The sequence below is a fragment of the Umezawaea endophytica genome, assembly GCF_025061645.1.
In the GTDB taxonomy this organism is placed as follows: Bacteria; Actinomycetota; Actinomycetes; order Mycobacteriales; family Pseudonocardiaceae; genus Umezawaea; species Umezawaea endophytica.
The window spans coordinates 129,555-150,797 of the sequence record NZ_JANYMP010000015.1 but is presented as its reverse complement, the minus strand read 5'-3'; the positions used below and the strand labels follow the sequence as shown (position 1 = coordinate 150,797).

The window sequence follows — 21,243 nt, the reverse complement described above, 5'->3', positions numbered from 1 at the left end:
ACCTCCTCGGCGCGGTCGGGTGAAGCGCGGTCGTGCGGGACCCGGTCGTGGCCCGCCCGGTCATGAAGCGGGCCGCAGGTCGTCGATGGCGTCGCCCAGCGCCTCGCGCAGCGCGGTCAGGCCTCGTGCGGTCTGGCTCTTCACGGTGCCCTCCGAGCATCCCAGCGCCTCGGCGGCGGCCGCCACGTCCAGTCCCTCCAGGAACCTCAGCACGAGGACCGCCCGCTGCCGCGGTGGTACCCGCCGCAAGCCCTGGACCAGCGCTTCCCGCGTCGCCACGGACTCGCCGACCTCGCCGTCGCCCACGGGCGTCTCGGGAAGCTGGTCAACGAATCGCTCCCTCCGCCACGGCCGCCGGGACTCGTCGATCACCGCGCGCACCACGGACCGGCGGACGTAGGCGTCCAGGGCCTGCTTGTCCCGGATCTTGCGCCACCTGCGGTGCAGCGCGACGAACGCCGTCTGCGCGAAGTCGTCCGCCCGGTGCCAGTCACCACAGAGCAGGAACGCCGTTCGGCGCACGGCCTCCCGGCGAGCTGCGAAGTACTCCGCGAACTCCTGCTCGTCGTGCTGGTCCACGCGGACTCTCTCCGCTCGTCGTGCTTGCGAATACGGGACGGAACTGACGGGCCCAACGGTTGCACGAACTCCTCGGGAGACGTGCGTCACCCCTATCGTCCTACTGCCGGTCGCGTTCGGTGTGCACCCGTCAGGTGTGATGTGATCCATTCGTGACCCAGATCGCGCCGATCGACCTCCGCTCCGACACCGTCACCCGACCGGACGAGGCCATGCGGCTGGCCATGGCGGCGGCCGAGGTGGCGGACGACGTCCTCGACCACGACCCGACCATGCGCGCCCTCGAAGACCGGGTGGCCGAGCTGCTGGGGGTCGACGCGGCGCTCTGGGTGCCGACGGGGTCGATGGGCAACCTGATCGCGCTGATGATCCACCTCAACCGCGGCGACCGGTTCCTCGCCCCGGCGGGCGCGCACGTGCTGGACGCCGAGCTGGGCACGGCCGCGTGGCTCGCGGGCGGCATGCCGCACCCGCTGGCGTGGGACGCGGCTCCCGGCCGCGCGTCGGCCGGGGCGATCCGCGCCGCGGCGGGCGCGTCGGGCCTGTACTTCAACCTCCGCACGACGCTGCTGTGCCTGGAGAACACGCACAACGCGGCGGGCGGCACCGTGACCCAGCCCGACGAGCACGCGCTGCTCGTGTCGGTGGCCAAGGAGACCGGGCTGCGGGTCCACCTCGACGGCGCCCGGCTGTGGAACGCCGCCGTGGCGCTCGGCGTCCCGCCGGCCGCGCTGACCGTGGGCGTCGACAGCGTCCAGGTGTGCCTGAGCAAGGGTCTCGGCGCGCCGGTCGGCTCCGCGGTCGCGGGCTCGCCGACGTTCGTCGCCGAGGCGAGGCGGATCCGCAAGATGCTCGGCGGCGGCGTCCGGCAGGGCGGCGTCCTCGCGGCGGCGGGCCTGGTCGGGCTGGACCGCATCGACGACCTCGCGCAGGACCACGCCAACGCGCGCACCCTCGCCGAAGGCCTGGTCGAGCTGGGGTGGACCGTGCGGATGCCGGAGACGAACATGGTGCTGGCCGAGGTGCCGGACCCGGAGGTCACCCTCATCGGATTGCGCCACCTCGGTGTTTACGCGTGGCCGATGCCGGGGATGCTGCGGTTCGTGACGCACCGCGACGTGACCGAGGCTGATATCAAGGAGACGTTGCGCCGGATCTCGTCCGCGAGTTGAGGGAGCGTTCGTCCATGTGGATCGTGTTCGACTACGGCGAGGTCATCAGCACCCGGACGGCGGCGCTGCCGACGTTGGCGTCGATGCTGGGCGCTCCGGAGGAGCGGTTCGACGACGTGTACTGGGCCGCCCGCGACGCCTACGACCGCGGGCAGTCCGACCTGGACTACTGGCGGGCGGTCGGCGACGTGCTGGGGACGTCCGTGTCACCGGAGCTGGCGGCCTCGCTGACCGACGTGGACACCGAGGGGTGGCTCCAGCCGGACCCGGAGTCCCTGGCTCTGCTGGAGGAACTCGCCGACCTGCCGCTCGCGCTGCTGTCCAACGCGCCGTCGTCGTTCGGCCGGGTTGTCGAGGAGCAGCCCTGGGCGAAGAACTTCCGGCACCTGGTGTTCTCCGGCGACCTGGGCGTCGCCAAACCGGACCCGGCGATCTGGGAGGCGTTGGCGCGCAGGCTGGGCACCACGCCGGAGGACTGCGTGTTCTTCGACGACCGGCAGAGCAACATCGACGGCGCTCTCGAAGCCGGCATGGGCGGCGTGCTGTGGCTGGGCGCCGTTCCCGCGCGCGAGCAGCTCGTGCGGCTAGGCGTGCTCGGCTGACCGGCTGTTCAGCTCGGCCCGCATCTCGGCCAGTTCGGCGCGCAGCGAGCGGACCTCCGTGAGCAGCGCCTCGTCGGCCCGCTCGAGCTGCTGCTCGACCCCGCTGAGCTTCTCCACCAGCCACGACGCGATCGTGCCGGTGATGACACCCAGCAGGGCGATGCCGCCGACCATGAGCAGGCCCGCGACCATCCGCCCCTCCCAGCTCACCGGGTAGCGGTCGCCGTAGCCGACGGTCGAGATCGTGGTCAACGTCCACCAGAGCGCGTCGCCGAACGTCGTGATGGTGGCGTTCTCCTGGTGGCGTTCGGCGTCCAGCACGGCCAGCGACGCGCACAGGCCGACCATCAGCGTCACACCGGCCACGTAGATGCCCACGCGCTGCCGGATCTTGCCCGCCAGCCGCTTGTTCAGCACGTTCAGCACGGTGATCAGGCGCAGCACCCGCAGTTGCCGCACCACCGGCAGCACCACGGCGAGCAGGTCGAACAGGTGCCGGACGATGAACTTCGGCTTGTTCACGGCCAGCTTCAACCGCACCGCGTAGTCGACCGCGAACACCAGCCAGACCACCCAGAGCGCGATCTCCAGCCCCGTCCGCACGCCCGGCGTGGCGCCGTCGTCCAGCACCTGCCAGGCGTAGGCGATGAGGAACACGACCGCCAGCCCCGTCAGAGGCCACTCGGCGCGCGCCTCCCACTCGGCGAGGCGACGTTCGTCAGCTTGGAGCATCGCCCCATACTGAACGCTCGACCTGCGGTTTTCCAGTGGTTCAGGTCATCGGGTTCAGGTCTTCGACCGACTCTTGATCGCCCCGTAGGCCGCGGTGCCGAGGAACAGCACACCGCCGACGACGGCCAGCCAGAACACACCCTTGACCACAGCGCCGAGGATCGTCAGCGCCAACCAGATCGCCAACAGCACCGCGATGATCCGGACCATAGTGCGCCTCCCCCTGAGAGTTTCTTACTTGGTGAACGATCGTGGTGGCCGGGAAGTTCCTCAGGCCAGCCACGACTTGAGCCGCCGCAGCCCCTCGGAGATGTCCGTCGTGGCCCCGGCGAACGAGAACCGCACGAACTCGTGCCCGTGCACCGGGTCGAAGTCGACACCGGGCACGATCGCGACACCGGTGTCGTCCAGGAGCTCGCGGCAGAACGACAGCGAGTCGTCGGTCAGGTGCCGCACGTCGGCATAGGCGTAGAACGCCCCGTCGGCGGGCGCCACCCGGTCGATCCCCACGTCGTGCAGCCCGCTCAGCAGCAGGTCCCGGTTCTCCCGGTACCGGTCCACCAGCAGGCCCATCTCCGCGTACGACTCGGGTTCGAACGCGGCCACGGCGGCGTGCTGCGCGAGCGCGGGCGGGCACAGCGTGAAGTTCCCGGTCAACCGGTCGACGGCCCGGTGCAGCCGCTCGGGCACCAGCATCCACCCCAGCCGCCACCCCGTCATGGCGAACGCCTTGGAGAACGAGTTGACCACCACGGCCTCCCGCGACGTGGTCCACGCGCACGCGAGCGGCCGCCCGTAGCTGATGCCGTGGTAGATCTCGTCGCTGACGAGCTGCACACCCCGCTCCGCGCACCACTCCGCCAGTGCGGCCAACTCGTCGACGTCGAGCACCGTCCCGGTCGGGTTGGCGGGACTGGCCACGACCAGCCCGTCCAGCGGACCGACGTCGGCCAGCATCTCCACGGTCGGCTGGAACCGGGTCTCGGGCCCGCAGGGCAGCTCGACGACCTCGCACCCCAGCGCGCGCAGGATGTTGCGGTAGGCCGGGTACCCCGGCCTGGCGAGCGCGACCCGGTCCCCTGGGTCGAACGCCGCGAGGAACGCCAGCAGGAACGCGCCGGAGGACCCGGTGGTCATCACCACGTCGCCAGGCCCGATCTCCAGCCCGTACTGCCGCGCGTAGTGCCCGGCGAGGGCTTCCCGGACCTCCAGGATCCCGAGCTGCTCGGTGTAGCCCAGGGTCTGCTCCCGCAACGCCCGCGCCGCGGCCTCGATCACCGGCGAGGGCGCCTGGCTGGACGGCTGCCCGGCGGCGAACGACACCACGTCGCCGTGCAACCGCTGACGGCGCGCGGCGGCGGACATCACGTCCATGACGTGGAACGGCGGCACGTCCGCCCGAGCGGCGACGGACAGGCGGCGCAGGTCATCCGGCATGACGCCAGGCTAACTGCCGGACGCGCCCGGCAGCAGGTGTCAGTAGCCCTGGTACCCGCCGCCACCCGCCATCGAGGCCAGCCCCGGATGCCCCTCGAACCCGCCGTACCGCGAGAACGTGTACCGGACGCCGGCGATGATGTTGTCCACCGGGTTGTAGATGTCGTCGTGGCCCGGCAGCTTGTGCGCCTGGAACGTCGGGTCGATGCACTGCATCAGCCCCTTGGACGGCGTCCCCGCCGCGGCGTTCGAGTCCCAGTCGTTCAGCGCGTGCGGGTTGCCGCCGGACTCCTTCTCGATGATCGTCCAGATCTCGTCGATGTTCTCCTCGGTGACCGGGATCCCGTTGGCCTGCAAGATCTTGATGGCTTCGCGGATCCACTGGTCGACGTTCCCCGGCGGCGGGCCGCTCGACGGCGGCGGCCCGCTGGACCCGAATCCGCCGAACCCGCCACCGCCCCCGCCGCCTCCACCAGAGCCTCCGCCACCAAAACCGCCGCCACCGCCACTGCCTCCGCCGGAGCCACCGCCTCCGCCGGACGACCCGCCGCCGGTCTGCTGAGCCGCGGCCGGAGCCTCCTGCGCCACCGGCGCGGGCGCGACCTCGGCGGCGGAGGTGGTGGTCTGGGCCTCGGGCATCGGCGACCAGGCGATCGGATCCCCAGGGGAGGGCATGAACACCTGCACCCCCGGATCCGCCATCGTCGAGAACTTGGGCGCGATCCCCGAAGCCCGCCCCTTCAACGCCCCCAGTGCCGAGCTCAGCGCGTTCTCGGCGGTGTCCACCACCGGACCGGCGTCGCCCGCGGCGTCGGCGCACAGCTCGCGGATGATCCCGTCCACGTCCTCCGGCGGCATCGCCGCGTTCCGGGTCCGGGCCGCGCGCACGGCGCTCAGCAGGTCCTCGCAGATCCGGGTCATCGAGGTCTTGGCCGTCTCCAGCGCGCCCGCCACCGATTCCAGGTCGGCGGCGGCGTTGGTCAGCGCGTCCTTGAGCGAGGTGCCGGACTTGCCGAACTCACCCATGTACGCGACGAACCCGTCGGCGGACCCGCCTTCCCAGGCGCCGTCGAGCCTGCTCACCGACTGCTGCACCGCGTTCCCGCTGTCGCCGCACTTGGCCGCGGCGTCCTTCCACCTGGTCGCGATGTCGCGGACCGCCTCGGGCCGCGCGGTGTCGACCTTCTCCGCCAGCGCGGCGAGCGCCTGCCCGCCGGGCAGGGCCGCCACCTCGTCCTTCGCGCTCATGGGTCACACCATCCGGAAGTTGTCGGCGCCCTGGTCGTCGGTGTTCGCGACGGCCTGCTGGATCGTGTCGAGCGCCCGTTCGACCTTGCCGAGGAGCGTTTCGGCGGCGGCGAACTCGGTGCCCGCGGCCTCGTCCACGCCCGACGCGGCGGACGCCACCCCGCCGGAACTGGCCAGTTTGCCGAAGATGTCGGGGTTCCCGTACAGGTCGGCGAAGCCGTCGCCCACCGCGCCGAGGTGCCCGGCCTCGCTGGAAGCCGTGCTCCGGCAGTGGTCCATCGCTTCGGCGTTGAACTTCGCGAGCGCCACACCAACCCCCTTGACCGTCTTCTGAATGCTAGAGCCGTTCCGCGACGGGGACGCGCTTTATCGCGTCATGTCATCCATCAAGGGCATCCGACGACTCGTGGCCGCGGGTCTCCGGGCCCGTACAGGGATCGACGTGGTGGCGCGCCGCTCGGTTCCCGGTCAGACCTCTTGCAGCAGCTCCCAGAGGCAGCCCGCGAGGCGCGCGTTGTCGACGGGGGTGATCGTGCTCCAGTTCCGGCCGTCCGTGCTGGGGCGGACCTGGTGCAGGAAGCGGCCGGAGGTCGTGTCGTGGAACGCCACCACCCGGTCCGCGCGCGCGGGCGGGCCGCCGTGCCGCGCGCGTTCGGCGCCGAACTGGCCGCGCGTGCCCATGCCGTCCGCCATCCGCGCCAGCTCCTGCGCGTCGCTCAGCGGCAATCCCTTGCGCTCCAACGCGAGCACCAGCTTCTCCGGGTTGCGCCCCGCCTCGTCGGACGCCGCGCGCAGCACGTCGTTCGGCAGGCTGATCGACCGCCCGAACCCGGCGGGCATGTCACCCGCGACGGACACCGCCGCTTCCGCCAGCGCGCTGCCGCGGGACTCGATCAGCCACACCTCGGCGCCGTCGACGACGGCCAGCACGGCGTCCTCGTCCGCGGCCGCCGCGAGCCCCTTGATCTTCCGCCCACCGGCCCAGATCCAGATGTCGATCGACACCTGCGGATTCCCCAGCAGCGCCAGGGTGTCCGCGATCTCGGACGTGACCCGGCCACCGCGGGCCAGGCCACGTCCTTCGAGCGACGCCCACGCGTTCCGGACGAACTCCGCGCGTTCCGCGTGGGTGATGCCGGGACTCGGCACGTCGAGGGCGACGTTGCGCCGTGTCAGGCGGGCCGCCTCCCACACGACGTCGAACTCCAGCGCGGAGAGCACGAGCGAGCCCGGAGATGTCACTTGTTCTGGGGTTCCTCACCGATGACGGACTGCACGACCATCCGATCGTCGCCGAAGACGTCGTCCGAGTCGACCCCGTACTTGCGCACGTGCTCGTCGTCCTCGTCACCCTCGGCACCCCGCCCGGCCGCCGCGGCGGGCTGCATCATCGCCCCGGCCCCACCGCGCACACCCCGACCACCGGCACCGGCCGCACCGGTTCCCCGGTTGGCGCGCTCGTCACCGTCGACCGGCACACCGGCCACACCGGACTTGCCCGCGCCACCGATCGTGCCGTTGCCACCGACTCCGGGCACACCGGGCTTCACCACGGGCACCTTCGGCGCGGCCCCCGTACCGGGCCCACCAGCCCCACGAATGACCTGCGCCCCCTTCGCCCCAGCCGCAACGGCCCCCAACCCGGCCGCACCCGCCAACCCGAGCCCGATCCCCAATCCAGGCCCGAACCCACCACCCCTGGACAGCCCCGCCGCCGCGGGCGGGTTGACGACCGTGCCGATGCCGGGAGGCAGAACACCGGTACCACCACCGGGCGGCAACTGCGTGCCACCACCGGGAGGCAGGGGCGTGCCACCACCGGGAGGTTGCGGAGGAGGCAGAACGCCACCACCGGGAACACCACCGACACCGCCGACCGGCGAACCGACGGAACCACCGCCGGGAATGCCGGGGGTGGGGCTGCCGATACCGGGGATACCGGTGCCGACCGGAGCACCGACCGTGGCGGAGGTGCTGGTGACCTCGAAGTTCGGCGGCTGACCGGGCACCTGGAACTGGTTCAACGCGTCCCGACTGGCCTCGGTGTACTGCGTCAGCCCGCGAATCGTCTGCTCCCGCGCGGCGTTGGTCTCCTTGACCTCCTGCGCGTGGTCGGTCTCGTACCCGAAGAACCCGCCGACGTCGTCGACCAGCGAGGTCTCCGTGTCGCCCCGCAGCTTGTCCGGCTCGGGCATGCCGTCCCGCGAGTCGCTGTAGGAAGCGCTCTGCACGGCGGTCGCCTGGGCGTTCTGCTGCCCCGATTCGACGCTCTGGTCCGCGTAGTCGGCTTCGGCCGTGATCGTCTTGCCCGCGTTCTCACCAGCCGCGCCCTGCCAGGTGATACCAAGCTTGCGGAGCTCCGTGCGCAACACCTCGTCGGTGTCGGCGAGGCTCTTCGCCAGCGTGCGGAGGGCGTGGGAAGCCTCGTTGAACCTCTGCGCCCCGTCACCGGACTTGAACTTGGTGACGAGCTGCGCCAGTGCGGGGTTGTCGTAGCCCTCGAAGCGGTGGTCAGCGATGTCCTTGTAGTTGCCCATGACTCCCTCTCACTTCAGGGTCTGCAACGTGGCGAGGGCCATCTCCGCACCCTGCTTCGCGTTCTGGCACATCTGGTCCTGGGTGAAGCCGTCACCGATGGGCAGGAACTGGACGAAGACCTGCTGCCCGTCGGCGACGTCCACCGTGACGACGCAGTCGCCCTTGGAGGTGCCCTTGAGCTTGATCTGGAAGGCGGAGAAGCCCGAGACCTGCGCCGGGGAGACGTCGAGGTTCCCGCTGCCCTGCCAGAGGTCGACCCCGCGGTCCACGACCAGCGACACGCTGTAGCTGAAGATCTGCGAGCCCGTCGAACTGCTGGTGCAGGTCGGAGCGGGGTTCCCGGTCTTCGCGACGTCCAGCGGCTTGCTGACGGGAGTGGCGACCTTCAACTGCTTCAACTGCGCCGCGGTGAGCGCGGCGCAGGGGTCGACGCCGTCGAGCTTGATCACCTTCGGTCGCACCGGCGGCGGGGCGTCGAACTTCGACGTGGTGGTGGTCGGCGCGGCCGTCCCGGCGGTGGACGACGTTTCAGGTTTCGGCTGGCCGGTCTGGTCGGCGGAACACCCCGCCAGCGCGAGGACAGCGGCGCCGACCGCCAGGAACCGAACACGCGACATCACGCACGCACTCCCAAGGAAGCCGAGATCTCTTCGTCGTTGAACCCGTACTGCTCCGCAGACGTGCGGAGCTGCTCCACGAGGTTGGTCAGGCTCGTGATGTACATCTCGATGCGTTCGGAGTACGAGTCGTCGGCGTCGACCAGGCGCGAGTTCCACGCGATAGCGATGCCCTCGTTGACCTCGTCCGCACCGTCGAGGGTGACCCGGAGCTTCGCGTAGGCGTCCCGGTACGCGAGCTTCAGCAGCGCGAGCTGATCGTTGATGATCTTGCCGGAGGCGAGCACGGTGTCCTTCTGGACCTCGAACCGCGCACCCGCGCCCTGGGTCGAACCGAGCGTCTTGTCGAGCGCGGCGTCGGCTCTGAACAGGGCGCCGACGGCTGCTCCCACCGCTCCGCCAACGCCGGCCACGGCGCCGAGCAGCGCGTCCCCGACCTCGTTCTCCTGTGCCACGTCGTCCTACCCCCGTACGGTCGGTGACGGTCCGGTCTCTTTTCGCAGGCTACCAACGCCGGCGTGAGACGCACCTGTGGTTGGACGAACTCCGGCCTCCGCCGGTTCCACGGGGCGACGGGTGGGGTTACGGCGTTTCGATCTCGCCGTTCGCCGCCTTCAGGGCGATGTCGGTGCGGTGGTGGGAGCCGGTGAGGTGGACGCCCGCGACGCGGGTGTACGCGTCGGTGCGGGCGTCCGCGAGTGAGGCTCCGGTGCCGACCACGGAGAGGACTCGGCCGCCGGTGGAGACGACGGCGCCGTCTTCGCGGCGGCGGGTGCCCGCGTGGAGGACGCCTTCGGCTTCGGCGCCGCCGATGACGTCGCCGGTGCGGGGGCGGCCGGGGTAGCCCTCGGCGGCGATGACGACGGTGACGGCGTAGCCGTCCGACCACTCAAGGGCGGGGTGGGTGGACAGGGTGCCGTTGGCGGCGGCCAGGAAGAGGGCGGCGAGGGGGGTGCGGAGGAGGGAGACGACCGACTGGGTCTCCGGGTCGCCGAAGCGGCAGTTGAACTCGATGACCTGGGGGCCAGTGGTGGTCATGGCGAGGCCCGCGTAGAGGAGGCCGGTGAACGGGTTGCCGCGGGCGCGGAGTTCGTCGACGACGGGCTGGACGCAGGTGGACACGATGGTGTCGACGAGGTCGGGGCCCGCCCACGGGAGGGGCGAGTAGGCGCCCATGCCGCCGGTGTTGGGGCCCGCGTCGCCGTCGCCGACGCGCTTGAAGTCCTGCGCGGGCAGCAGCGGGACGACGGTGGTGCCGTCGGTGAGGCAGAACAGGGAGACCTCGGGGCCGTCCAGGAACGATTCCAGGAGGACGGGGTGGCCGCCTTCGAGCAGGGTCATGGCGTGGGCGCGGGCGACGGCCCGGTCGCTGGTGACGACGACGCCCTTGCCCGCGGCGAGGCCGTCGTCCTTGACGACCCAGCGCGGGCCGAACCGGTTCAGCGCGGAGTCGAGGCGGGCGGACGTGTCGACGATCTCGCTGGTGGCCGTGGGCACGCCCGCGGCGTTCATCACGTCCTTCGCGAACGCCTTGGAGCCCTCGATTCGGGCCGCGTCCTTCGACGGGCCGAAGCACGGGATGCCCGCGGCGCGCACGGCGTCGGCCGCGCCCGCCACGAGGGGCTGTTCGGGGCCGACCACGACGAGGTCGGCGTTCCACTCCTTGGCCAGGGCGGCGACAGCCCCGGCGTCGCCGACGTCGACCCCGTAGACCTCGGCCAGCCCCGCTATCCCGGCATTCGCCGGTGCGCAGGCAAGCGCGATCACCTCGGGGTCCTTCGCCAGAGCGAGGACAAGGGCATGTTCACGGGCGCCAGACCCGATGACCAGGACACGCACGATGGAGCAGCGTAGTTGACTATCCGGGCTAACCCTTCAGTGCCTGCTCCGAGCCGGGGTGCAGGGGCACGGGAGCGGTGTCGGCGGCCTTCTCGCGCAGGATGCCCTTGGCGGCCGGGTGGACCTTCTCCAGGTCGGCCTTCTTGTCGTAGACGAGTTTGGTGACGGCGCACGCGTCGGCGTCCGGGAAGTCGTCGCGGACGAGGAGGACGTTGGGCACGACGATGGTCTTCACGTCGGCGGCCATGCCGTAGGTGGCGGCGGGGATCGGGGCGACGTCGTACACGGGGTTGATCTTCTTCAGCGCGTCGAGCTGGCCGCTGATGTCGATCAGCTTCACCTTGTCCTTCAACGAGGTGGTGATGTCGGTCATCTGCGCGGTGGGCAGGCCGCCGGACCAGACGAGGCCGTCGACGCTGCCGTCCTTCATGCCGTCGGCGGTCTTGGTCAGGTCGAGCCGCTGCGCCTGGACGTCGGCGGCGGGGTCGAGCCCGGCCGCGGCGAGCAGCCGGTTGGCGATGACCTCGGTGCCGGACTTGGGGGACCCGGTGGAGATCCGCTTGCCGCGCATGTCGGCGATGCTGTTGATCCCGCTGTCCGTCCGCACCAGCACCTGCGTGTAGTTCGAGTACAGCCGGGTCAGCGCCTTGACCTTCTGCGGTTTGCCGTCGAACGCGTCCTTGCCGTTCACGGCGTCCGCGGCGGTGTCGGCCAGCGAGAACGCGATGTCGTAGTCGCCCGCGACGAGCTGCTGGATGTTCTGCACGGACGCGCCGGTCTCGGCGGCGGTGGCCTTGAGCTTGGTGTTGGCGCTGATCACCTGCGCCAGGCCGCCGCCGACGACGAAGTACACGCCGCCCGCGTTGCCGGTCGCGATGGTGACGCGGCCCTCGGCCGCCTCGCACGACCCGGCGGAGGAGGGGCCGGAAGCGGCTTCCCGCTTGCCGCCGCAGCCCGTGGCGACCAGTCCGACCGCGAGCGCTCCCGCGGTGACCTTGAGCATCCAGCTACGCATCCTGGGTCCTGCCCTTCCGCAACACGAGGTGGACGACCACGGCCACCGCCAGGAACCCGGTCCCGACGGCGATGGTGATCGGCTGGAGGTAGAGCAGCAGCAGCGCGGCGGGCACGCAGAGCAGCCGCTCCGGCAGGCCCGCCCGGCTGATGAGCCAGCCCCCGGTGACGACGGCCAGCGCCGCCACGCCGAGCGCCGACACGGCCGTGACCCACAGCGCGTCCAGCCACGAGCCCTGGAGCAGCAGTGCGGAGCCGTTGTCGGTCAGCACGAACGCGAGCGGCACGAGGAACGCGGGCAGCGTGTACTTCCACGTCTGCCACATGGTCTTCATCACCGCGCCGCCGGTGATCGCGGCGGCGGCCACGGCGGCGAGCGCCGTCGGCGGTGTCACCTCGGACAGCACGGCGTAGTAGAAGATGAACATCGCGCGTTCCGGCGCCGCGACGCCGAGGTCGGCCAGCGCGGGCCCGATCACGACCCACGAGATGATGAACGACGCCGTCACGGGCACCGCGAGGCCGAGCACGCCGACGGCGACGGCGGCGAACACGACGGTCAGCGCCAGGACGACGGTCGGGTTCGACGAGACCGAGCGGGCCGCGTCGACCAGCGCCGACGCGAGGACCTGGCCCAGGCCGGTCTTGGTGATGGTGGACGTGATGATCCCGGCCGCCGCGCACACCGCGATCACCGGCAGGGCGCCGCGCACGCCGGTCGCCAGCGAGTCCGCGACCGACCGCACCCACGCCAGCAGCCAGCCGTCCTCGCGCGACCGCCAGCGGGTGATCAGCGCGAACAGCGCGGCCACGCCGCTGGCGTAGACGACGGCGGCGAACGGCGGGATGCCCAGCGCCAGGAACAGCACGATGACGCCGAGCGACAGGAAGTGGTAACCGCCGCGCAGCAACAGCTTCCACGCGCTCGGCGAGTCCACCTCGACCGGTTTCGCGCCGAACCGGCGGGCGTCGGCCTCCACGGCGAGCACGATGCCGAGGTAGTACAGCAGCGTCGGCACCATCGCCCACAGCAGCACGTCCAGGTAGGACGTCTGGAGGTACTCGGCGATGATGAACGCCGCCGCGCCGAGCGTGGGCGGCGACAGGATCGCGCCGATGCCGGACGCGGCCAGCAGCCCGCCCGCGTTCTCCCGCGGGTACCCGGCCTTGCGCAGCATCGGCCACGTCACGGCGCCGAGGCTGACGGTGGTCGCGGTGCCGGAGCCGGAGACCGTGCCGAGCAGGAACCCGGACAGCGCGGCGGTGCGGCCGGGCGCGGTGCGGGACCTGCGGAACGCGGCGAAGCTGATGTCCACGAAGAACTTGCCCGCGCCGGAGGAGTCCAGGACGGCGCCGTAGATGGTGAACAGCACGATGTAGGTCGCGGCGACGTCCAGGGGTGTCCCGAAGAAGCCGCTGGCGTCGTTGTAGAGCGCGTTGACGATCTGGCTGAAGTCGATGCCCGCGTGCGCGACGTCCCAGCTCTGCGGCAGGAACCCGCCGTAGTAGGCGTACGCCAGGAACGCCAGGCAGACCGCGGGCAGCACCAGCCCGGTGGTGCGCCTGCACGCCTCCAGCACGAGCAGCAACAGCACCGCGCCCGCGACGACGTCCAGCGTCGACAACTGGCCCTGGCGGTCCAGGAACGCGTCGTAGCCGCCGAGCACCGGGTAGAGGCCGACGAGCAGCGCGACCAGCGCGAGCACCCAGTCCAGCGGGCCGGGGTCGTCCGGCGCCGAGCGCCACGGCCGGTAGCTCAGGAACACCAGCGGCAGCGTCAGGCCGAGGAACACCACCAGGTAGTACTGGTTGCCCTTGCTGAACGGGTCGAACACCTGCTTGAGCACGAGCAGCGCCACGACCAGGGCGGCGATCCACACGCCCAGCTCCCAGCGCCCGCCGAGCCTGCGCGACGGCCGTTCCTCGTCGTACTCGGCAACCAGTTCGGCGACGTCGGGGCGCTCGTCCGGGGACGAGCTGACGCGCTCGACGGGACCGGCCATGGACACCCCCGATGTCGATCAGCTTGGGTGACCGTACCCGTGACCGTGCTCACAGCAACACCCTCGGACGAAGCGCGGGTCGGGATGCCCGCTGTTCACCACGACGTGGCCGCCGGTTCCTCCTACCGTGGTCGGGACGACGCCGTGGGCAACGAGGCTCCGGCCGTCCCGTTCCGGCACCAGGAGGTCCACGACCATGGCGCGTTCCGTTTTGGCCGGGGCGGTGCTCACCGCCCTCGCACTCGTCGGGGTCGCGGTGCTGCCCACCGCGTCCGCCGCCCCGCAGGAAGCCGACCAGCGCACCGGTCAGTGGTCGCGGCCCAGCGGTCCGCTGGTCATCGGGCACCGCGGCGCGTCGGGCTACCGGCCCGAGCACACGCTGGCGTCCTACGAGTTGGCCGTGCGGATGGGCGCGGACTACTTCGAGCCGGACCTGGTCCCCACCAAGGACGGCAAGCTCGTGACCCGGCACGAGAACGAGATCGGCGGCACGACGGACGTCGCCGACCACCCGGAGTTCGCCGCGCGCAAGACGACCAAGACCGTCGACGGCGTGGCGCTGACCGGCTGGTTCACCGAGGACTTCACCCTCGCGGAGCTGAAGACGCTGCGCGCCGAGGAGCGCATCCCGCAGACCCGGCCGCGCAACACCCTCTACGACAGCCGGTACGAGGTCGCCACCTTCCAGGAGGTGATCGACCTCCAGCGCAGGCTGTCCAAGGAGCTGCGGCGGGACATCGGCATCTACCCGGAGACCAAGCACCCCACGTACTTCCAGGACATCGGGCTCGCGCTGGAGCCGAAGCTGGTGGAGGCGCTCAACCGCAACGGGCTGAACCGGCGCGACGCCAAGGTGTTCGTGCAGTCGTTCGAGGTGGCGAACCTCAAGGCGCTGAACCGGTCGCTGCGCGTCCCGATCGTGCAGCTCGTCAACGGAACCGGCGCCCCGTACGACTTCGTCAAGGCCGGTGACAAGCGCACCTACGACGACCTGGTGAAGCCCGCCGGGCTCAAGGAGATCGCCTCCTACGCCGACGGCATCGGCCCGTCGAAGGACAAGGTCATCCCCAGGGACGCCAACGGTTTCCTGCTCGCGCCGACGACACTGGTGGCGGACGCGCACGCGGTGAAGCTCCTCGTGCACCCGTTCACCTTCCGCAACGAGAACACGTTCCTGCCCGCCGACTACCGCACGTCCACCGACCCGGCCGCGTACGGCCGCGCGTTCGACGAGTACGCGAAGTTCTTCGCCACGGGCATCGACGGCCTCTTCAGCGACAACTCCGACACGGCCGTGGAGGCGCGCTCGGCCGTCCGGGGGTGAGCTGACGCCACGGTGGCCTCCCCCGCGGCGGCAGGGGAGGCCACCGCTCCCTCATCCGGCGGCGACCATCTCCTCCTGCCCTGCCAGGAGACCGCGGGCGGCCAACTCCGGCCGGACGCCTTCCCCGAACCAGTACGCCTCCTCCAGGTGCGGGTAGCCCGACAGCACGAACTCCTCGACCCCGACCGAGTGGTACTCCTCGATCAGGTCGGCGACCTCGCTGTGGCTGCCGACCAGCGCCGTGCCCGCACCGCCGCGCACGAGCCCGATGCCCGCCCACAGACCGGGGTGGACCTCAAGGCCGCGCACGCCCGCGCCGAGGTCGCCGCCGTGCAGCGCGACCATCCGCTGCTGGCCGACGGACTGGCTCGCGCCCAGTTGCGACTGGGCCTTCCGCACCTGCTCCGGGTCCAGCGCGTCCAGCAGCTTCGCCGCTTCCAGCCACGCCTCGGCGGACGTGTCGCGGCTGATCGTGTGCAGCCGGACGCCGAACCGGACCTTCCGACCCCGCGCCTCGGCGAGCGCCCGGACGCGGCCGATCTTCTCCGCCACCGCCGCGGGCGGTTCACCCCAGGTCAGGTACACGTCGGCGTGCCGCGCCGCGACCGGCAGGGCGGCGTCGGACGAGCCGCCGAAGTAGATCTCCGGCGTCGGGTTCGGCGCCGCCAGCACGGTCGCGCCCGCCACCCGGTAGTGCTCGCCGGAGAAGTCGAACGGCTGCCCGGTCCACGCGTTGCGCACCACGTGCAGGAACTCGTCGGTGCGCGCGTAGCGCTGGTCGTGGTCGTGCCAGTCGCCGAACCGCTGCTGCTCGACCGCGTCACCGCCGGTCACGACGTTGAGCAGCAGCCGTCCCCTGGAGATCCGCTGGTAGGTCGACGCCATCTGCGCGGCCAGCGTCGGCGAGATGACGCCGGGCCGGAACGCCACCAGGAACTTGAGGGTCTTCGTCTCGGCGATGAGCGCGGCGGTCGTCAGCCACGCGTCCTCGCACCACGTCCCGGTCGGTGTGAGCACCCCGACGAAGCCGTTCGCCTCGGCGGCGCGGGCGATCTGCGCCAGGTAGTCGATGTCGGCCTCCCGCTGCGCGGGCGCGCCCTGGGTGCGGTTCGCGTGGAACCGCTCGACGATCGTGCGGCCGTCACCCGACGTCGGCAGGAACCAGTGCAGGGTCACGCTCATGAGTTGCCTCCGCTGGCGGCTTTCAGTTCGGCTTCGAACCGGCGGTCGACGAACTTCGCGAAGTCGACCTTGCCGGGAAGTGTCTTGTCCTCGGTGAACGCGTCCGCCAGGTCCTGCTCGGACTGCACGACCGCGTCGTCCAGCGCGACGGGCAGGTCGCCCGCGCGGTCGACGTCGGCGCGCGCGACCTCGATCTTGAGCCCGGTCTCCGCTGCCCACGCGGTCGCCCACTCCTCGCGGTGGGTGTCGGCCCACACCCTGGCCTTCGCGTAGCGGACCACGTAGTCCTTGATCGCCGCGTTCTTGCCCGCGTCGGCGAGCGCCGCCGTGCCCGCGACCTGGAACCCGTAGCCGTTCGCCGTGCCGGTGCCGTCGGCGATCACCCGAGCGCCCGCCTCCTGCTGCGCCTGCGCGGTGTAGGGGTCCCACACGGCCCAGGCGTCGACCCGCTTCTGCGTGAACGCGGCGTAGGCGTCCGACGGTTGCAGGAAGTTCAGGTTCACGTCCTTCGTGGTCAGACCGGCCTTGCGCAGCGTCAGCAGCACCTGGCCGTGCGCGGAGCTGCCCTTGGCGACCGCGACGTTCTTGCCCTTGAGCTCCTTGACGTCCTTGACCGGCGAATCGCCGGGCACCAGGAACGCGTCGCTGCTCACGTCGCCCTTGATCACCGACACCGCGGCGATCTTCGCGTTCGCGGCGGCGGCGAAGATCGGCGGTGTGTTGCCGACCGCGCCGATGTCGATCGCCGCGGCGGACGCGGCCTCCAGCAGGGGCGGCCCGGAGGTGAACGTGGCCCACTCGATCTTGTACGGCGCGTCGGCGAGCAGGTTCGCGGCCGTGAGCAGCGACTTGGCGCCGCCCTTCTGGTCGCCGACCTTCAGCACGACCTTCGCCAGTTCCTCGGGGCTGACGGCGGCGGGCACGGTGCTCGACGTGGTGGCGGGCGTCCCGCAGGCCGCCAGCAGCACCGCGGCGAGCGCACCGGTCAGCAGGGTCCTAAGCGGCTTCGACATCATCGACTCCCAAATCGGCCAGCACGCTGGTCCGGAGGTCCGTGAAGGACGCGCGTCGGCGCGGCCTGGCCAGGCCGACGTGGTGCTCGGCCACGATCCGGCCTTCGTCGAGCACGAGGATCCGGTCGGCCAGCAGCAGCGCCTCGTCAACGTCGTGCGTCACGAGCAGCACGGCGGGCCGGTGCTCGCGCCACAACTGGTCGACCAGGTGGTGCATCGCGAGCCTGGTCAGGGCGTCCAGCGCGCCGAACGGCTCGTCCAGCAGCAGCACGTCCGGTTCGCGGACCAGCGCGCGGGCCAGCGACACCCGCTGCGCCTCGCCACCGGACAGCGTCAACGGCCACGCGTCGACGTGGTCGGTCAGGCGGACCTCGGCCAACGCCTTCTCGGCCACCGCGCGGCCGTCGACACCCCTCAGCCCGAGGGAGACGTTGCGCCACACCCGTCGCCACGGCAGCAGCCTGGGCTGCTGGAACGCCACCGAGATCGTGCCGGGCACCTCGAACGCGCCGTCGACGTCGGTGTCCAGCCCGGCGAGGATGCGCAGCAGCGTCGACTTCCCCGACCCGCTCCGGCCCAGCAGCGCCACGAACTCGCCCGGCGCGATGTCCAGGTCGACCCGGTCCAGCACCCGGCGTTCGCCGAACTCCTTGACCAGGCCCCGAACGCTCACCGCGCTTGCCATCGGAGGATCCTCTTCTCCAGTGCCCGCACCAGCGCGTCGGTCGCCAGTCCGAGCAGCGCGTAGACGAGCAGGCCGACCACGACCACGTCGGTGCGCAGGAACTCCCGCGCGTTGTTGATCAGGTAGCCGATGCCCGCGTCCGCGTTGACCTGCTCCGCGACGATCAGCGACAGCCAGGCCGCGCCGAGCGAGATCCTCAGTCCCACCAGGGTTTGCGGCAGCGCGGACGGCAGCACGACGTGCAGCACGCGCTCGACGCCGGTGAAGCCGAGCACCCGGCTCGCCTCCAGCAGGCCGGGGTCCGTCTGCCGGATGCCCGCGTGCAGGTTGAGGTAGAGCGGGAACGCGACACCGGCCGCGACCAGCGCCAGCTTCGGCTGCTCGCCGATGCCGAACCACAGGATGAACAGCGGGATCAGCCCGAGGTGGGGCAGCGTGCGGAGCATCTGCACCGGCGGGTCGAAGATCCGCTCGCCCCAGCGGGACAGGCCGGACAGGAGCCCCAGCACCACGCCGACGGACGCGCCGATGGCGAACCCGCCCAGCACCCGGCCCATCGACACGAGGAAAGCGCTTCCGAGCTGACCGTCCGCCACCAGTTCGACCGCGGAGCCGAACACGGTCACCGGGGACGCGAGCTTGTCGGGCGGCAGGACCCCGCTCGCGCTGGCGACCTGCCATAGGACGACCAGCGCGATCGGGCTGATCCAGCGGCGGAGGTCCGGTAGTCGGCGTTTTCGTGATTTCGGGGTGGCGCGCGCCGCCGCTGTTCCCTCATCCGGGCGCGCGAGTACACCCGCGGTGGAAATCGACACGATTTCTCCCAGCGGTGGCTGAAAAAGGGGATTCGGGCGTCAGCGCCCGGAGGGGGACGAGGTGATCAGCGCGTGCGACAGATAGCGCTCGCCTGGCGTCGCAGATCGACGTGCAGGCGGGCGACCAGGACTTCGCGGCCACTCATGGAACCGAGTTTTGGTGCCGGGCAACACGATGTCAACGCGCGGACACACCCGTCCCGGATGGTGACACACCTCGGTGTACGAGCATTCGCGGCAAAAGGCCCAGCGCGGTCGGGCCGGAAAAAGGCCTGGCCGACCGGGAGTCCCGATCGGCCAGGCCGTGGTGAGGCGGGGGTGCTCAGCCGAGCATGTCGTGGCGGACGATCGTCTGGTCCCGGCCGGGGCCGACACCGATCGCCGACATGCGGGCACCGGAGATCTGCTCCAGGTACTCCACGTACGCGCGGGCGTTCGCGGGCAGCTCGTCGAAGCTGCGGCAGCCGCTGATGTCCTCGAACCAGCCGGGCAGCTCCTCGTAGACCGGGACGGCGTGGTGCACGTCCGTCTGCGACATCGGCATCTCGTCCACCCGCGTGCCGTCGATCTCGTAGGCCACGCACACCGGCACCTTCTCCAGGCTGGACAGCACGTCCAGCTTGGTGAGGAAGTAGTCGGTGATGCCGTTGACGCGGGCCGCGTAGCGGGCGATCACGGCGTCGAACCAGCCGGTGCGGCGGTTGCGGCCGGTGGTCACGCCCACCTCGCCGCCGGTCTTCCTGAGGTACTCGCCCATGTCGTCGTTCAGCTCCGTGGGGAACGGGCCGGAGCCGACGCGGGTCGTGTACGCCTTGAGGATGCCGATCACCGTGGTGATCCGGGTCGGGCCGATGCCCGAACCGGCGCACGCGCCGCCCGAGGTCGGGTTGCTCGACGTGACGAACGGGTAGGTGCCGTGGTCGACGTCCAGCAGGGTGCCCTGCGAGCCTTCGAGCAGCACCGTCTCGCCGCGCTCCAGGGCCTGGTTGAGCAGGAGCCTGGTGTCGGCGATGCGCGAGGCGAACTTGCTGCCGTGCTCCAGGACCGTGTCGACCACCTGGTCGACCTCGAGGCCCTTGCGGTTGTAGACCTTGACCAGCACCTGGTTCTTGATGTCCAGCGCGGCCTCGACCTTCTGCCGCAGGATCTTCTCGTCCAGCAGGTCCTGGACGCGCACGCCGACGCGGGCGAGCTTGTCCTGGTAGCACGGGCCGATGCCGCGACCGGTGGTGCCGATCTTGGCCTTGCCGAGGTAGCGCTCGGTGACCTTGTCGATGGCCACGTGGTACGGCATGATCAAGTGCGCGTCCGCCGAGAGCAGCAGCCGGTCGGTGTCGACGCCCTTCGCCTCCAGGCCGCCGAGCTCCTCCAGCAGGACGCCGGGGTCGACCACGACACCGTTGCCGATGACGTTCATCACTCCGGGCGTGAGGATGCCCGAGGGGATCAGGTGGAGGGCGAAGTTCTGCCCGTTGGGGAGCACCACGGTGTGCCCGGCGTTGTTGCCGCCCTGGTAGCGGACGACCCACTGGACGCGCTCCCCGAGCAGGTCTGTCGCCTTGCCCTTGCCCTCATCGCCCCACTGGGCACCGATCAGCACTACGGCCGGCATGTGAAACTCCAAGGGCTAGGACTGGGAAGGGCAATGCCGGTGCATGAGGGTAGACCAGGAGCTGATGGTGCGCGGAATCGTGCTGGCCTGCGGAAACGACAGCCTCGACAGGGAGTCGCCGATGGTCACTGAGCGTGACGACATCGAGGTGCTCGCCGTGCCCTCGCGACCGGGAAAAGCGCACGTCGACGCCGTTGTGTCCGATTTGGGTGATCGGCGCCTCGTCGTCGCGGGGACCGACGCGGACCTCAACGCGGTGGTCTTGAGGCTGCTGCGGACCGAGCGTGTCGCGGACGTCCCGCTCGCCTACGTGCCGTCGTCGCCCGACTCGGAGGTGGCCGCGCTGTGGGGTCTGCCGACCTCGACCGGACGCGCGCTCGACCTCGCGCTGGGGGGCGACCCGGACAAGGTGCCGTTCCTGCGCGACGACGCGGGCGGCGTGCTCGTGGGGCTCGGCGTGGTCAGCCCGGTGCGCGGGGTCGGCTACTGCGACGACGACAACGTGCTGCGCGGCCAGGCGACCCGGCTGGAGGTCACGCCCGACCCGGACGGCGGCGCCGGGCTGGTGGTCCGGGTGGTCCAGAAGCGGCTGTTCGGCAGCAAGGTGAAGGCGACCGCCGGGCGCGCGTTCCAGCTCGGCTGCCTGCCGACCGCGGTGACGTCCGACGGTTTCGCGCACCCGCGCCAGATGAACAAGTGGACCTGGTACCGCCACACGGAGGACCTGCGGCTGGTGCGCGGGGTGTAAGTACCGAAGTAATTCGTTCGAGTGTCACTCGAAAGCATTGTTATGGCTAGCTGATTATCCGACAGTAATTCCGATTTCCCTAG

At 71.1% G+C, this 21,243-nt stretch carries 22 protein-coding genes; 4 read left to right on the top strand and 18 right to left on the bottom strand.

What is annotated here, in order from left to right; all coding sequences use genetic code 11:
* Positions 1-60 precede the first annotated feature (60 nt).
* The gene (locus NZH93_RS28730) at positions 61-579 is read right to left on the bottom strand and encodes a SigE family RNA polymerase sigma factor (RefSeq protein WP_259626351.1); all 519 of its coding nucleotides are present in this window, start codon (positions 577-579) and stop codon (positions 61-63) included.
* Positions 580-731: 152 nt separating this feature from the next.
* On the opposite strand from NZH93_RS28730, the gene NZH93_RS28725 reads away from it, so the two are divergent.
* Both NZH93_RS28725 and NZH93_RS28720 read left to right on the top strand, forming a co-directional pair.
* Positions 732-1,751, top strand: coding sequence for a threonine aldolase family protein (locus tag NZH93_RS28725; RefSeq protein WP_259626350.1), 1,020 nt, complete (start codon positions 732-734; stop codon positions 1,749-1,751).
* A 14-nt stretch (positions 1,752-1,765) separates the two neighbouring features.
* Positions 1,766-2,353 (top strand): HAD-IA family hydrolase, encoded by a 588-nt coding sequence (locus tag NZH93_RS28720; RefSeq protein WP_259626349.1) that lies wholly within the window; start codon positions 1,766-1,768, stop codon positions 2,351-2,353.
* Here NZH93_RS28720 and NZH93_RS28715 read toward each other — a convergent pair.
* From NZH93_RS28715 to NZH93_RS28660, 12 genes are all read right to left on the bottom strand, one after another.
* Positions 2,336-3,085 (bottom strand): potassium channel family protein, encoded by a 750-nt coding sequence (locus tag NZH93_RS28715; protein ID WP_259626348.1) that lies wholly within the window; start codon positions 3,083-3,085, stop codon positions 2,336-2,338. The two genes, NZH93_RS28720 and NZH93_RS28715, sit on opposite strands and share 18 nt — an antisense overlap.
* A 54-nt stretch (positions 3,086-3,139) precedes the next feature.
* Positions 3,140-3,295 (bottom strand): hypothetical protein, encoded by a 156-nt coding sequence (locus NZH93_RS28710; RefSeq protein ID WP_259626347.1) that lies wholly within the window; start codon positions 3,293-3,295, stop codon positions 3,140-3,142.
* Between the two features lie 60 nt (positions 3,296-3,355).
* Positions 3,356-4,522: a pyridoxal phosphate-dependent aminotransferase gene (locus tag NZH93_RS28705; protein ID WP_259626346.1), complete on the bottom strand. Its 1,167-nt coding sequence runs from the start codon at positions 4,520-4,522 to the stop codon at positions 3,356-3,358.
* A 39-nt stretch (positions 4,523-4,561) separates the two neighbouring features.
* The gene (locus tag NZH93_RS28700; protein WP_259626345.1) at positions 4,562-5,770 is read right to left on the bottom strand and encodes a transglycosylase SLT domain-containing protein; all 1,209 of its coding nucleotides are present in this window, start codon (positions 5,768-5,770) and stop codon (positions 4,562-4,564) included.
* Between the two features lie 3 nt (positions 5,771-5,773).
* Positions 5,774-6,079, bottom strand: a complete 306-nt coding sequence (locus tag NZH93_RS28695; RefSeq protein WP_259626344.1) for a hypothetical protein — start codon at positions 6,077-6,079, stop codon at positions 5,774-5,776.
* 159 nt (positions 6,080-6,238) lie between these two features.
* Positions 6,239-7,012 (bottom strand): ESX secretion-associated protein EspG, encoded by a 774-nt coding sequence (locus NZH93_RS28690; protein ID WP_259626343.1) that lies wholly within the window; start codon positions 7,010-7,012, stop codon positions 6,239-6,241.
* Positions 7,009-8,307, bottom strand: a complete 1,299-nt coding sequence (locus NZH93_RS28685; protein WP_259626342.1) for a PPE domain-containing protein — start codon at positions 8,305-8,307, stop codon at positions 7,009-7,011. The genes NZH93_RS28690 and NZH93_RS28685 overlap by 4 nt, the downstream gene beginning before the upstream one ends.
* Before the next feature lie 9 nt (positions 8,308-8,316).
* The gene (locus tag NZH93_RS28680; protein ID WP_259626341.1) at positions 8,317-8,925 is read right to left on the bottom strand and encodes a DUF3558 domain-containing protein; all 609 of its coding nucleotides are present in this window, start codon (positions 8,923-8,925) and stop codon (positions 8,317-8,319) included.
* Positions 8,925-9,380 carry a hypothetical protein gene (locus NZH93_RS28675; RefSeq protein WP_259626340.1) on the bottom strand — a complete coding sequence of 152 codons (456 nt, stop codon included), beginning with the start codon at positions 9,378-9,380 and terminating at the stop codon, positions 8,925-8,927. The genes NZH93_RS28680 and NZH93_RS28675 overlap by 1 nt, the downstream gene beginning before the upstream one ends.
* A 127-nt stretch (positions 9,381-9,507) precedes the next feature.
* Positions 9,508-10,764, bottom strand: coding sequence for a phosphoribosylamine--glycine ligase (gene purD / locus NZH93_RS28670; protein ID WP_259626339.1), 1,257 nt, complete (start codon positions 10,762-10,764; stop codon positions 9,508-9,510).
* Positions 10,765-10,792: 28 nt separating this feature from the next.
* Positions 10,793-11,779 (bottom strand): TAXI family TRAP transporter solute-binding subunit, encoded by a 987-nt coding sequence (locus NZH93_RS28665; RefSeq protein WP_259626338.1) that lies wholly within the window; start codon positions 11,777-11,779, stop codon positions 10,793-10,795.
* On the bottom strand, positions 11,772-13,781 hold the full coding sequence (locus NZH93_RS28660; RefSeq protein WP_259626337.1) for a TRAP transporter permease: 2,010 nt from the start codon (positions 13,779-13,781) through the stop codon (positions 11,772-11,774). The genes NZH93_RS28665 and NZH93_RS28660 overlap by 8 nt, the downstream gene beginning before the upstream one ends.
* 196 nt (positions 13,782-13,977) lie before the next feature.
* Between NZH93_RS28660 and NZH93_RS28655 the strand changes: the two genes are divergently transcribed.
* Entirely contained in the window at positions 13,978-15,105 is a 1,128-nt protein-coding gene (locus NZH93_RS28655; protein WP_259626336.1) for a glycerophosphodiester phosphodiesterase, read from the top strand.
* 51 nt (positions 15,106-15,156) lie between these two features.
* Here NZH93_RS28655 and NZH93_RS28650 read toward each other — a convergent pair whose 3' ends face one another.
* The 5 genes from NZH93_RS28650 to NZH93_RS28630 form a co-directional block, all read right to left on the bottom strand.
* On the bottom strand, positions 15,157-16,287 hold the full coding sequence (locus NZH93_RS28650; RefSeq protein ID WP_259626335.1) for an LLM class flavin-dependent oxidoreductase: 1,131 nt from the start codon (positions 16,285-16,287) through the stop codon (positions 15,157-15,159).
* On the bottom strand, positions 16,284-17,300 hold the full coding sequence (locus NZH93_RS28645) for an ABC transporter substrate-binding protein (protein ID WP_259626334.1): 1,017 nt from the start codon (positions 17,298-17,300) through the stop codon (positions 16,284-16,286). Before NZH93_RS28645 ends, NZH93_RS28650 begins: the two co-directional genes overlap by 4 nt.
* Complete coding sequence (locus tag NZH93_RS28640) at positions 17,284-17,985, bottom strand: ABC transporter ATP-binding protein (protein WP_259626333.1); 702 nt, start codon at positions 17,983-17,985, stop codon at positions 17,284-17,286. The genes NZH93_RS28645 and NZH93_RS28640 overlap by 17 nt, the downstream gene beginning before the upstream one ends.
* Positions 17,970-18,800, bottom strand: coding sequence for an ABC transporter permease (locus NZH93_RS28635; RefSeq protein WP_259626332.1), 831 nt, complete (start codon positions 18,798-18,800; stop codon positions 17,970-17,972). Before NZH93_RS28635 ends, NZH93_RS28640 begins: the two co-directional genes overlap by 16 nt.
* A 322-nt stretch (positions 18,801-19,122) precedes the next feature.
* Positions 19,123-20,412 carry an adenylosuccinate synthase gene (locus tag NZH93_RS28630; RefSeq protein ID WP_259626331.1) on the bottom strand — a complete coding sequence of 430 codons (1,290 nt, stop codon included), beginning with the start codon at positions 20,410-20,412 and terminating at the stop codon, positions 19,123-19,125.
* Between the two features lie 121 nt (positions 20,413-20,533).
* Here NZH93_RS28630 and NZH93_RS28625 point away from each other — a divergent pair, with 121 nt between their 5' ends.
* Positions 20,534-21,160, top strand: a complete 627-nt coding sequence (locus tag NZH93_RS28625) for a hypothetical protein (protein ID WP_259626330.1) — start codon at positions 20,534-20,536, stop codon at positions 21,158-21,160.
* Positions 21,161-21,243 lie beyond the last annotated feature (83 nt).